Below are 13,012 nucleotides of genomic sequence, written 5' to 3' on the forward strand. Positions count from 1 at the left end.
CGCGGCGATCGCCAATTTCTGTTCGCTCACCTACGACGTGACGTTCCCGGTGTTCGCCAAGATCGACGTCAACGGCACGCATGCCGATCCGCTGTTCGCCCGGCTGAAGCAGGACGCACCGGGATTGCTGGGGACGAAGGCGATCAAGTGGAACTTCACCAAATTCCTGATCGACCGCGCCGGAAAGGTCGTGCGCCGATACGGCCCGACGACCAAGCCGGAGGATGTGGCGGCGGATATCGAGGCGTTGCTGTAGCGCGAACGGCGGAGGGCGTTGTCGCCCCCCGCGTCACGCGTTCAGGCCGGCGCGCCGACGACGGTCTTCACCTCCATGAAATCGGTCAGGCCATAGCGTCCGTTCTCGCGGCCATTGCCGGATTGCTTGTACCCGCCGAACGGCGCGCCGGTGTCGGGGCTCCACGAGTTGATCGTGACCAGACCCGCCCGCAGCTTCGGCGCGACCTTCGCTGCCGCAGCCGGATCGCCGGAGATCGTCGCGGAAAGCCCGTAAGGGGTATCGTTGGCGATCCGGATCGCCTCCGCTTCGTAGCCATAGGACGTGATCGTCGCGACGGGGCCGAACGTCTCCTCCTTCGCGATCCGCATCCCGGGGGTAACGTCGGCGAACAATGTCGGCTGGATATAGAAACCGGCGTTGCGCCCGTCCGGCCGACCGACGCCGCCGGTGACCAAAGTCGCACCCTCGTCGATCGCGGACTGGATCAGGTCCTGGATCTTCTCGAACTGCGCCTTGTTCACGACGGGGCCGATCTGGTTGCCCATCTCCGCCGGATCGCCGACGACGGTCTGTTCCATCATCGCCTTCACGAACGCAGTGGCGTCCGCGACCTGGCTTTCGTGGACCAGCAGCCGCGTCGGCGCGATGCAGCTCTGTCCCGAATTGGCGAGTACCCCTGCGACGGTCGGCGGCAGGACGGCCGAGAGGTCCGCCCCCTCCAGCACCAGGTTCGCCGCCTTGCCGCCCAGTTCCTGATGAACGCGCTTGACCGTCGTCGCCGCGGCCTGCGCGATCTGGATGCCCGCGCGGGTCGATCCGGTGAAGCTGACCATGTCGATATCCCTGTGCGCCGACAGTGCCGCGCCGACGCCCGGGCCGTCGCCGTTAACGAGGTTGAACACGCCCGCCGGCACGCCCGCGGCGTGCATGATCTCGGCCAGGATCGCCGCACAACCCGGCGCTTCCTCGGACGGTTTCAGGATCATGGTATCGCCCGCCGCCAAAGCGGGCGCGACCTTCGCGCAGATCTGGTTCAGCGGCCAGTTCCACGGCGTGATCATCGCGACGACGCCCAGCGCCTCGTGCACCACCCTGGCCTTGCCGATCGTCTCCTCGAACTCGAAACCCGCCAGCGCCTTTGCGGTCGCGGCGAAATGCGCGAGGCCGATGGGTGCCTGCGCCATCGTCGCCAGACCGATCGGCGCACCCATCTCGGTCGAGATCGCCTTGGCCAGATCGGGGATGCGTGCCTCGTATTCGGTCATGATGCGGGTCAGCAGCGCCTGGCGTTCCTCGACACTCGTCTGGCTCCACGTCTCGAACGCACGGCGGGCGGCGGCAACCGCCTTGTCGACATCGGCGGGGGTGCCCAGCGTGATCTCGGTACAGGGCTGCTCGTTGGCGGGGTCGATGACCTGCCACGTCGTACCGCCTTCGCTGTCGACCCATGCGCCATCGATATAATGCTGGAGATAACGCTGCATGATCCGCTCCGTCGTTCGTTTTCGAAATTCGGGTATCGTCACCGTCGATATGGAGCGCGCGCGAAACCGTTGCAACCCGAAACGCGAGCCCCGCGTTCGGATGGAAACCGATCGGGAGAATGCCAGTGGCGCGTTTCACGGACAAGACCGTCATCGTGACGGGTGCAGGATCGGGTATCGGCGCGGCCGCTGCACGGTTGTTCTCCGCCGGGGGGGCGAACGTCATCGCGTTCGGGCGAGATCTGGAGAAGATGAACGCGAGCATCGACGGCCTGCCGGAGGATCGCACGATCGTCGTCGTCGGCGATACGTCGAAAGCGTCGGATGCCGACGCCGCCGTGGCGGCGGCGGTCGAGCGGTTCGGCGGGCTCGACATACTCGTCAACAATGCGGGCGTCGTGGTGCAGGGCGATGTCGGCGCGACCAGCGAGGAGGACTGGACGCGCGTCCTGACCATCAACGCCACCGGCTATTTCCTGATGGCGAAGGCCGCGATCCCCGAACTGAAGAAGACGAAGGGATCGATCGTGCAGACCTCGTCCGTGTCCGGGCTCGGTGGCGATTGGGGCATGGCGGCATACGACGCGTCCAAGGGTGCGGTGACGAACCTCACCCGCGCGATGGCGCTCGATCTCGGCAAGGACGGCGTGCGGGTCAACGCCGTCGCTCCCAGCCTGACGCGGACGGGAATGACGAAGGACATGGCGGACGCCACGATCGCGAAGTTCATGGACCGCATCCCGATGAAACGCGTCGCCGAGCCGGAGGACGTGGCGAAGGTCATCCTGTTCCTGGCGAGCGACGATGCGGGTTTCGTCACCGGCGTGAACCTGCCCGTCGATGGCGGGTTGTCGGCATCTAACGGACAGCCGGACATGACGTCGTGACCCGCGTTGCCCGCATCGAGCGAACCGGCGGGCCCGAGGTCATCCAGTGGGTCGATATCGACCTGCCCGATCCCGGCGAGGGCGAGATCCGGATGCGCAACACCGCGGTCGGCTTGAACTTCATCGACGTGTATCACCGCAAGGGCGTCTACCCGATCAGCCTGCCCGCAGGGCTCGGCAGCGAGGCGGCGGGGGTGGTCGAAGCGGTTGGGTCGGGGGTCGGGGGTTTCGAGATCGGCGACCGTATCGGCACCTTCGGCCCCTCGCGCGGTGCCTATGCGGCCGCGCGCAACGTGCCGGCGGGCGAATGCGTGCATCTGCCCGACGATGTGAGCGACGAGATCGCCGCGGCGCTGCTGCTGAAGGGATGCACCGCCGAATTCCTGGTCGAACGTTGCGCGAAAGTGGAGCAGGGGCAGGTGGTGCTCATCTGGGCCGCGGCGGGCGGGGTCGGACATCTGCTCGTCGGCTGGCTGAAGGCGATCGGCGCGGTGGTGATCGGCGTGGCGGGCGGCGCGGACAAGGTCGCGAGCGTGAAGGCGGCGGGGGCGGATTACGTCATCGACCACCGCGCCGAGGACGTCGCCGGCCGCGTACGCGCGATCACCGACGGCGCGGGTGTGCCGGTGATATTCGACGGCATCGGCGCGGCGACGTGGGACGCGAGCCTCGCCAGTACCGCGCGGCGCGGGCTGATCGTCAGCTATGGCAACGCCGGCGGGCCGGTCGAGGGGCTGAAGCTTGCGACGCTGGCGGCGAAGGGATCGCTGTTCGTGACCCGCCCGACGCTGTTCGACTATTGCGTGACCCCCCAGGAGAAGCGGGCGGCGGTGGACCGGGTGTTCGCGATGCTACGCGTCGGCGCGATCGTGCCCGAGATCGGCCAGCGGTTCGCACTGGACGACGCGGCGGACGCCCACCGCGCGCTGGAGGCGGGGGAGACGCGGGGGAGTAGCGTGCTGGTGGTGTGACGCCATGTAAGCGATCGTCAACAAATCATGGTGTAAGCGATCGGCTACTTGTGCGAATGTAGGCGATCGCATACATTGTGCATCTTCGATCCTACTGGATACGCGCTCATGAAAATACGATCAACGCAGGATATGGGCGCGCTGATCCGCGATAGCCGTCGGCACCAAAATCTCGATCAACAGGCGCTCGCGGATCGGATCGGTGTCAGCCGGCCGTGGATCAGCGAGTTGGAGAATGGCAAGGCTACGATCCGCCTGGATCTGGTCCTGCGTGCGATCGCCGCACTCGACCTCGTGATCGATATCGCGGATCGGCCGATCGACGGCGGCAAGAGCCGATCCGCCGCGTTGATCGCCAAGGCGCTGGATCGCTGAGCGTGGCGGACCTAGCGGTCCTGCTCGATGGGGTGCTGGCCGGTCACGTCGTGGCGAACGGCAACCGCATGTCCTTTTCCTATGACAAGGGGTGGCGGCATGCGGCGGATGCCTATCCATTATCGCTGTCGATGCCGCTCGCCGCGCGCGACCATCCCCATGCGCGGATCAACGCGTTCATCTGGAACCTGCTGCCCGACAACGAACGCACGCTGGATCGTTGGGCCAGGCAGTTCCAAGTATCCGCGGGTAATTGTTTCGCGCTGATCGGTGCGGTCGGCGAGGATTGCGCCGGGGCGGTCCAGTTCGTCCGGCCCGACCGGTTGGACGCCGTTCTGTCGGCGACCGAGCCCGACATCGAATGGCTTGACGATCGGTCGATCGGCGACCGTCTGCGATCGGTGCTGAACGACGCGGCGAGCGGCCGGACCGCGGGGGACAATGGCCAGTTCAGCCTGGCGGGCGCGCAGCCCAAGACCGCCTTGCTGTTCGACGGCGGTCGGTGGGGCGTTCCCGCAGGACGCACGCCGACCACCCATATTCTCAAGCCGCCGGCGCGAGCGATGCCGGGGCATGCCGAGAACGAGCATCTGTGTCTTCGCCTCGCCGCCCGGCTCGGCCTGCGCACCGCGCGTTCCGAGGTGCGCCGCTTCGACGGGCAGCTCGCGATAGTGGTCAAGCGATATGACCGCATCCAGGCCGGTCCCGACGGCCCAGTCGACTTGGTCCGCCTTCACCAAGAGGACATGTGCCAGGCGAAAGCGGTGCTGCCCTGGCACAAATATCAGAACGAAGGCGGTCCCGACGCCGCATCGATCGCCGCGCTGATCCGCGGTGCCGTCCATTCGCCGATGCGGTCAGGCGATCGTATCGGCGGGCCGATGATCGGCGACCTATGGGGATTCGTGGATGCGCTGATCTTCAACTGGATGATCGGCGGCACCGATGCGCATGCCAAGAATTACGGCTTCCTGCTGGGTGCCGATACGGTGCGACTGGCACCGCTGTACGACGTCGCGAGCGCTTACGGATTTGCCGGTATCGAGCCGCAGCGGATGAAGCTCGCGATGAAGATCGGCGGCTATTACAAGGTCGAACAGATCGTCCTGCGGCACTGGGCGCGCTGGGCGACCGAGGCCGCGCTCGACCCGGACGCGGTCGTCCAGCGCATCGCTGCGCTTGCCGCCGCGTTGCCCGATGCGTTGTCGAAAGTGGTCGAGGAAATGCGCGGGCAGGGGTTGGGGCATTCCGTCGTCGATAGCCTCGCCATGCTGCTGCCGGAACGCGCCGCCCGGATCGCGCGGATGTGAAAAAGGCGCCTGGATCGCTCCGGACGCCCTATATTCCCTGTTGCGAAGCCACGTCGTCGGCCGTTAGCTGCGCAACGCCGGCCGACAGCGGCTGTGCACAGTCGCGCACCGCGCGCTGGAGGCGGGGCAGACGCGGGGGAGTAGCGTGCTGGTGGTGTAGGGCGTCAGGGTATTATGATTGGCATTCGTGAACTGCCGTTCGTCAGATTGGGACATGCCATTCCGCAATAGCCTTCTGCAAATTCCAAACCGTTGATTTTGCCCGATGCGGATTGGTGTCGCGAAAGCGAACCCTTTCGCAACATAAGGGAAGGCAGGAAGCGCCCATAATCAGACGTTTAGACCTTTCGCCGGTGATGCGAGCCCGCTCTACTGATCGATCCTTAGGACACTACAATGACCCTAGGCGTTTTTTGGCGCCAACCTGCAGCGGTACGGAGGTAGATAAATTCGGTGTATCCCCCACACAGGCCGGAGCACTCGTAACGCATCGTAACCATCGCCGTCTTTCCGTCGCGAGAGACCCGTGGCGGATCGATCGCGAATATCTCAGTGGCTGGCGGATTGCTCTCCCCCGGAACAGGAACATGGCTTCCAGCTCGGGCGCGGGCGTCGTCATCGGCAAAAGGATACCCTTTGGGCACAAGTCGTCGCAGCTCCGGGCAAACGTCTAAAAGGTCTTTCCGGACGCTGTCGGGGCTGGCGTAGTAGCTGGCATAGCTGCGGTTAGCGTTGAAGGCAGGTAGGTCTTGCAGCGCGGCCCGGCCAACCTGACACATTTCACTTGAGGTCGTTCGGTCCGGAGCGCTGGCCCTGACGGCGAAGGCCATCATTGAGGTCCACATCTTGCGCTTCCCACTTACTTGTATGTCAGCAGCATCATTAACGACCGATGCGGCCGTCCGCAAGCGGTCCGTCCGCTCACCACCAGGTCGAGCCATTCGCCGACGCGTTGCGGAAGGGACCCCTTTTGCAACGTAGGCCACGATAAAGGGCGTCCGGATCGCTCCGGACGCCCTCCCTTTAATACCGCGACGTGGCGGAGCCACGTCGTCGATCGGGGCGTTGCCCCGTCGGCCGACAGCGGCTGTGCGCATTGCCCACCGCCGTGCGGCGCGCACGGCTCAGCCGCTGTAGTACATGTCATACTCCACCGGGCTCGGTGTCATTTCCCACAAGGCCACGTCGGCGAACTTCAGTTCGATGTAGGACTCGATCTGGTCCTTCCCGAACACGTCGCCCTTCAGCAGATAGTCGTGATCCGCCGCCAGGCTGTCGAGCGCCTCGCGCAGCGACGCGCAGACGGTGGGGACCTGCGCCAGTTCGGCGGGCGGCAGGTCGTACAGGTTCTTGTCCATCGCCTCGCCGGGGTGGATCTTGTTCGCGATGCCGTCCATTCCCGCCATCATCAGCGCCGCATAGGCGAGATAGGGGTTGGCGAGCGCATCGGGGAAACGCACCTCGACGCGCTTCGACTTGGGGCCGGTGCCATACGGGATGCGGCACGAGGCCGAACGGTTGCGCGCCGAATAAGCGAGCAGCACGGGCGCTTCGTATCCCGGAACCAGCCGCTTGTAGCTGTTGGTCGACGGATTGGTGAACGCGTTCAGCGACTTGGCATGCTTGATGATGCCGCCGATGAAGAACAGGCACATGTCGCTCAGCCCGGCATAGCCATTGCCGGCAAACAGCGGCTTGCCGCCGTCCCAGATCGAGAAATGCGTATGCATCCCCGATCCGTTGTCCTCCTTGACGGGCTTCGGCATGAACGTCGCGGTCTTGCCGTAAGCGGCGGCGACCTGGTGGACGACGTATTTGTAGATCTGCATCCGGTCCGCGGTGGTCGTCAGCGTGCCGAACGTCAGGCCGAGTTCGTGCTGTGCGGGGGCGACCTCGTGGTGATGCTTGTCGCAGGGCAGGCCCATTTCGAGCATCGTCGAGACCATCTCGCCGCGGATATCGACCGCCGAGTCGACCGGCGCGACCGGAAAATAGCCGCCCTTGACGCGCGGCCGGTGCGCCAGATTGCCGCCTTCATATTCGCGGCCGGTATTGGTCGGCAGTTCGATGTCGTCGATCTTGAAATAGGACTGCGCATAGCTCGTGTCGAACTGCACATTGTCGAACATGAAGAACTCGGCCTCGGGGCCGACATATACGGTGTCACCGACCCCCGTCGTCTTCAGATACGCCTCGGCACGCTTGGCGGTCGAACGCGGATCGCGCGAATAGAGTTCGCCGGTCGACGGTTCGACGATGTCGCAGAACACGATCAGCATCGGCGTCGCCGAGAACGGATCGGTATAGACCGCGTCCAGATCGGGCTTCAGCGTCATGTCGCTCTCGTTGATCGCCTTCCAGCCTTCGATCGACGATCCGTCGAACATCAGGCCGTCGGTCCACTCGTCCTCGCCCATCACGCCCGCGACCATGGTCAGATGCTGCCATTTGCCCTTGGGGTCGGTGAAGCGAAGGTCGATCCACTCGATCTCCTCTTCCTTGATCTTCTTCAGGATGTCCTGGGGCGAATTCGCCATGTGTCTCTGTCCCTATGTCTAAACGGAATACGTGTCAGATCGCGGCGTCGTCGCGTTCGCCGGTGCGGATTCGAAGTGCGCTTTCGACGGGGATGACGAAGATCTTGCCGTCGCCGATCCGTCCGGTCTGCGCGGCGGCGGCGATCGCCTCGACCACGCGCGCCGCCAGACCATCCTCGACGACGACCTCCAGCTTCACCTTGGGCAGGAAATCGACGACATATTCGGCGCCGCGATACAGTTCGGTATGCCCCTTCTGCCGGCCGAAGCCCTTCGCCTCGGTGACGGTGATGCCCGACACGCCGATCTCGTGCAGCGCCTCCTTCACCTCGTCGAGCTTGAACGGTTTGATGATCGCCTCGACCTTCTTCACGACGGTTCATGCCCCCAGCTGTTGCGCGTGCCGCCACCATGGCGCGTCGCACCGATCGTGCCACCGGGCGTTCCCATGGGCAACTGTGAATCCGGGGAAATCCGTGCCGTTAAAATGGGCAAAAGGCCGGGCACTGCCCAATTGACAGGCAATGCGCTGCCGATAAGCCGATAGAGGCTGGTTCAACCCAGTTTGGGGATCAGCACGCCGTTGACGACGTGGACCACGCCGTTCGACTGCCGCACGTCCGCGGTCTCGACATAGCTCTTGTTGCCGTTGACGTCCGTCAGTGCGATCACGCCGTTCGCCATCGTCGCGGTCAGCGGTTCGCCCTCGACCGTCGTCAGCGTGGCACTGCCGCCGCCGGCCGCGATCCGCTGCATCAGCTGCGCGCCCGAGATGTTGCCCGCGATGACGTGATAGGTCAGTACCTTCACCAGCGACGGCTTGTTCTCCGGTTTCAGCAGCGTGTCCACGGTACCGGGCGCTAGCCTGCCGAACGCCTCGTTGGTAGGTGCAAAGACGGTGAAGGGGCCGGGGCCCGACAGCGTAGCGGCGAGATCCGCCGCCTTTACCGCAGCCACCAGCGTGGTGAGGTTGGGCGCGTTCGCCGCGTTCTGGACGATCGTCAGGGAAGGCAGCATCGGCGCACCGCCGACGGTCGGGTTTGCGCCTGTCGACGGGACAGCCGGGACTACGGGCAAAACCTCTGAAACGTCCGGCACCTTGGCGATTTCGGGCTGTGGCCGTGCCGAATGGCTGCAACCGGCAAGCGCGATCATCGAACCGATCGCCGCGATCGATAGGGTCGTTCGGGTCATTTCGTCCTCCGGTGAAATTCGATGACTGGCGTTCAGGTGGGGATGGCGAACGGCTCCGTACCGTCCCGGTGGCGTGCTGCTGCGACGGTTGCCGTGACACCGCCAAACAGGAAACTGACCCCGAGGATGAACCCGAGCAGAGTCAGCGCCGACCAGGGCAGGGTCGCGAAGATGTAGATCGCGAGCAGGATGTTGACGATGCCGAGCCCGATCATCAACCCGCGCCCGCGGCGGATGCGCGACCCGACGACCAATTCCATCGCCCCGCGCAGGCCGAGCCAGACCGCGACCAGGACGGTCAGCGATATCGCACCACTCGGCGGATCGAACGCCATCACCAGCCCGATGACGAGCGACACGACACCGAAGCCGATCGCGTAACCGCGGCCGTGATGATCGTGCGCCGCGACACCCGCCGCGATCGACACCGCGCCCGCCGCGATCAGAAACCCTCCGACGATCAGCGTCGCGGCATAGGTCGCGGCGAACGGCCAGGCGAAGGCGGCGATCCCGATCAGGACAGACAGGATGCCGTACGCCATGATCCAGCCCCAGCCTGCGCCGATCGGAGCGGCGGCCTGCAGCGGGTCTCGTAGAGTGTCGATCATAGCCGGGCTCCGGTAGGTCGTCCTGGCTTCGCAACGGATGGTGGGAGGAGCGGTTCCCGGTTGCGCTCACCTCATGCCCACCCCCGGCGGAGGCCAGGGCCCGGCTGCTCAGGTGGAGGCCCATGCAACCAATGCTTGGCATCCGGGCTCCTGCCTTCGCCGGGAGGGGCAGGAGGGTGAGTGCGGGAGCGGGAAGGGACAAGTTTGGGCAAACCCGCCCCCCTCGCTGGTCGAATCGGTCGAAAGCGCATACGCACCGCCGATGCATTCAGGGTTCGTGCCGCTCCGTATCTTTTCATCCTACACCATGCTCGACGGCGCGATCGAGCCGAAGGCGATCGTGAAACAGGCAAAGGCGCTTGGCTTCCCCGCCGCCGCTCTGACCGATCGCAACGGGCTCTATGCCGCGATGGCGTTTTCGGATGCGGCGAAGAAGGACGGGGTGCAGCCGATCATCGGCACCATGCTCGGCGTCGCGCGGCCGGGGATGCCCGAGGGAGTGGAGCCGCCACTCGACTGGATCGCGCTCTACGCGCAGGACAAGGTGGGTTACGACAATCTGTGCGCGCTGGTGTCGATGGCGCATCTCGACCGGCCGATCGAACAACCCGCGCATGTCGCGTTCGAAATGCTGGCAGCGCGTGCGAATGGCCTGATCGCGCTGACCGCGGGCGGCGAGGGCGGGCTCGCGCGGTTGCTGGCGGAGGGACAGCCGCGTCAAGCAGCGGATTATGCCGACCGGTTGCAGGCGCTGTTCGGCGACCGGCTCTATGTCGAGATCGCGCGGCGCGGCGACGCGACCGAGATGGCGACGGAGGCGGCGCTGATCGACCTGGCCTATACACGCGACCTGCCGCTGGTCGCGACCAACCCCTGCTGCTTCGCTGAAAGCGCGTTCGGCGACGCGCATGATGTGATGCTGTGCATCGCGAGTTCGAGCTATGTCGAAAGCGAAGACCGCCCGCGCAGCTGTCCCGAGGCGTGGCTGAAGGACGCGGAGTCGATGCGCATCCTGTTCGCCGACCTGCCCGAGGCGGTCGAGAACACGCTGGTCGTCGCGCAGCGCTGCGCGGTGATGGCTCCCAGCCGCAAGCCGATCCTGCCGAGCCTCGCGGGGGATGTTGCGGGGGAGGCGGAGCTGCTGCGTGCCGACGCGCGGGCGGGGTTGGAGGCGCGGCTGGCGAAGATTGCCCTTCTTCGATCCCCCCCCCGCGGGCGGGAGGGGTTAGGGGTGGGCGCTCGCTCTCCCGGCGGGACCCAGTCATCAGCGGAGCGCCCACCCCGGCATCAGGTGAACCGGCCCCCGGCTGGTTCACCTGATGCTCCCCTCCCGCTCGCGGGAGGGGGAGAAGAATGGAAGCAACCCTACCGCGCCCGGCTGGAATTCGAACTCGACGTCATCATCCAGATGGGGTTCCCCGGCTATTTCCTGATCGTCGCGGATTTCATCAAATGGGCGAAGGATCATGGCATTCCCGTCGGCCCCGGCCGCGGTTCGGGCGCGGGGTCGGTGGTCGCATGGTCGCTGACGATCACCGACCTCGATCCGCTGAAGCTCGGCCTGTTGTTCGAACGCTTTCTCAATCCGGAACGCGTGTCGATGCCCGATTTCGATATCGACTTCTGCGAAACGCGGCGCGGCGAGGTCATCCGCTATGTCCAGGAGAAATATGGCCGCGACCAGGTCGCGCAGATCATCACCTTCGGGAAACTGAAGGCGCGCGCGGTGCTGAAGGATACCGGCCGCGTGCTTCAGATGAGCTATGGCCAGATCGACCGGCTCGCCAAGCTGATTCCCAATCATCCGACCGATCCCTGGACGCTGGAACGCGCGCTGAACGGCGTGTCCGAACTGGCGAAGGAATATGCCAACGACAATCAGGTCCGCCGGCTGCTCGATCTCGCGATGAAGCTGGAGGGACTGCCGCGGCATTCCTCTACGCACGCCGCGGGCGTGGTGATCGGCGACCGGCCGCTCGCCGAGCTGGTCCCGCTGTACCGCGATCCCCGGTCCGACATGCCCGTCACCCAGTTCGACATGAAATATGTCGAGGGTGCGGGGCTGGTGAAGTTCGACTTCCTCGGGCTGAAGACGCTGTCGGTGCTGCAAAAGGCCGCGCAGCTGCTCGCGAAGCGCGGCGTCACGGTCGATCTCGATACGCTCGAATGGGACGATCCCGCGGTCTATGCGCTGCTCCAGAAGGGCGATACGGTCGGCGTGTTCCAGCTGGAATCGGAAGGGATGCGCCGCACGCTGTCCGCCGTCCGCCCGAGCAATTTCGGCGACATCATCGCGCTCGTCTCGCTCTACCGGCCGGGGCCGATGGACAATATCCCGAGCTTCGGCCGTCGCAAGCAGGGCACCGAGCCGATCACCTACCCGCACCGCCTGCTCGAACCGATCCTGTCCGAGACCTACGGCATCTTCGTCTATCAGGAACAGGTCATGCAGGCCGCGCAGGTGCTGGCGGGCTTCTCGCTGGGCGGCGCGGACCTGCTGCGCCGCGCGATGGGCAAGAAGGTGAAGGCGGAGATGGACGCGCAGCGCGCCGGTTTCGTCGAGGGTTGCCGGACGGTGAACGGCATTCCCAAGGCCGAAGCGAACGCGCTGTTCGACCTGATCGACAAATTCGCCGGCTATGGCTTCAACAAGAGCCATGCCGCGGCCTATGCGCTGCTGGCATACCAGACCGCGTGGCTGAAGGCGCATCATCCGCAGGAATTCTATGCCGCGTCGATGTGCTACGACATGGCGACGACCGACAAGCTTGCGATCTTCGTCGACGATGCGCGGCGACTGGGTGTCGCGATACTGCCGCCCTGCATCCACGCGAGTGCGGCGGATTTCTCGGTCGAAGTGGGCGAGGGGAAATTGGCCGTTCGCTTCGCCCTCGGCGCGCTGAAATCGGTCGGCGAAGGTGCGATGGAGCGGCTGGTCGCCGAACGCGCCGCGAACGGCCGCTTCGCCTCGCTCGACGACCTCGCCCAGCGCGTCGACCCCCGGCTCCTCAACAAACGCCAACTCGAAACGCTTGCCGCGGCGGGGGCGTTCGATGGCATCGATGCGAACCGCGCCGGCGTCCACGGTGCTGCGGAGACGATCCTCGCCGTCGCGGCGCGAGTCCACGACCAGAAGACGAGCGGGCAGGGCGGCCTTTTCGGCGAGGGCGATGTCGCCGGCGATACGATCCGCCTGCCCGCTACCGCGCGCTGGACGCTCAGCCAGCGAATGGAGCAGGAGAAGGAGGCGTTCGGTTTCTACTTCTCCGCGCATCCGGTCGATCGGCATTCGCATCTGGCGAAGATGCACGGCGCGCGCGTCTTCGCGGCGCTCGGCGATCTGTCGATCCCCGACGATGGAACGCGTTCGGGCGCGACGATGGCGGTGCTGGTCGAGGAGGCACGCTG

General features: G+C 65.5%; 10 protein-coding genes and 1 pseudogene. 6 read left to right on the forward strand and 5 right to left on the reverse strand.

What is annotated here, in order from left to right; translation table 11 throughout:
- A pseudogene (locus tag ACFE7D_RS11665) lies at positions 1-256 on the forward strand (glutathione peroxidase); the annotation flags it as partial.
- Positions 257-297: 41 nt separating this feature from the next.
- On the opposite strand, the gene ACFE7D_RS11670 reads toward ACFE7D_RS11665, so the two are convergent.
- Complete coding sequence (locus tag ACFE7D_RS11670; RefSeq protein WP_375395587.1) at positions 298-1,722, reverse strand: aldehyde dehydrogenase family protein; 1,425 nt, start codon at positions 1,720-1,722, stop codon at positions 298-300.
- Positions 1,723-1,847: 125 nt separating this feature from the next.
- Between ACFE7D_RS11670 and ACFE7D_RS11675 the strand changes: the two genes are divergently transcribed.
- The 4 genes from ACFE7D_RS11675 (at position 1,848) to ACFE7D_RS11690 (ending at position 5,265) form a co-directional block, all read left to right on the forward strand.
- Entirely contained in the window at positions 1,848-2,609 is a 762-nt protein-coding gene (locus ACFE7D_RS11675) for an SDR family NAD(P)-dependent oxidoreductase (protein ID WP_375395588.1), read from the forward strand.
- The gene (locus tag ACFE7D_RS11680) at positions 2,606-3,580 is read left to right on the forward strand and encodes a quinone oxidoreductase (protein ID WP_375395589.1); all 975 of its coding nucleotides are present in this window, start codon (positions 2,606-2,608) and stop codon (positions 3,578-3,580) included. The genes ACFE7D_RS11675 and ACFE7D_RS11680 overlap by 4 nt, the downstream gene beginning before the upstream one ends.
- A gap of 108 nt (positions 3,581-3,688) precedes the next feature.
- A complete protein-coding gene (locus ACFE7D_RS11685; protein ID WP_375395590.1) occupies positions 3,689-3,955 on the forward strand; it encodes a helix-turn-helix domain-containing protein in 267 nt (88 codons plus the stop codon).
- Positions 3,956-3,957: 2 nt separating this feature from the next.
- Entirely contained in the window at positions 3,958-5,265 is a 1,308-nt protein-coding gene (locus ACFE7D_RS11690; RefSeq protein ID WP_375395591.1) for a type II toxin-antitoxin system HipA family toxin, read from the forward strand.
- Positions 5,266-6,389: 1,124 nt separating this feature from the next.
- Here ACFE7D_RS11690 and glnA read toward each other — a convergent pair.
- The 4 genes from glnA to ACFE7D_RS11710 form a co-directional block, all read right to left on the reverse strand.
- Positions 6,390-7,802 (reverse strand): type I glutamate--ammonia ligase, encoded by a 1,413-nt coding sequence (glnA, locus tag ACFE7D_RS11695; protein ID WP_375395592.1) that lies wholly within the window; start codon positions 7,800-7,802, stop codon positions 6,390-6,392.
- 34 nt (positions 7,803-7,836) lie between these two features.
- A complete protein-coding gene (locus ACFE7D_RS11700; RefSeq protein ID WP_174285851.1) occupies positions 7,837-8,175 on the reverse strand; it encodes a P-II family nitrogen regulator in 339 nt (112 codons plus the stop codon).
- A 182-nt stretch (positions 8,176-8,357) separates the two neighbouring features.
- Complete coding sequence (locus ACFE7D_RS11705; RefSeq protein ID WP_375395593.1) at positions 8,358-8,996, reverse strand: fasciclin domain-containing protein; 639 nt, start codon at positions 8,994-8,996, stop codon at positions 8,358-8,360.
- A gap of 32 nt (positions 8,997-9,028) precedes the next feature.
- A complete protein-coding gene (locus ACFE7D_RS11710) occupies positions 9,029-9,604 on the reverse strand; it encodes an HdeD family acid-resistance protein (protein ID WP_375395594.1) in 576 nt (191 codons plus the stop codon).
- A gap of 262 nt (positions 9,605-9,866) precedes the next feature.
- Here ACFE7D_RS11710 and dnaE point away from each other — a divergent pair.
- Positions 9,867-13,012: DNA polymerase III subunit alpha (gene dnaE / locus ACFE7D_RS11715; protein WP_375395595.1), on the forward strand; the 3,146-nt coding region annotated here is incomplete at its 3' end.

Origin of the sequence: uncultured Sphingomonas sp., assembly GCF_964244235.1 — a bacterium.
In the GTDB taxonomy this organism is placed as follows: Bacteria; Pseudomonadota; Alphaproteobacteria; order Sphingomonadales; family Sphingomonadaceae; genus Sphingomonas.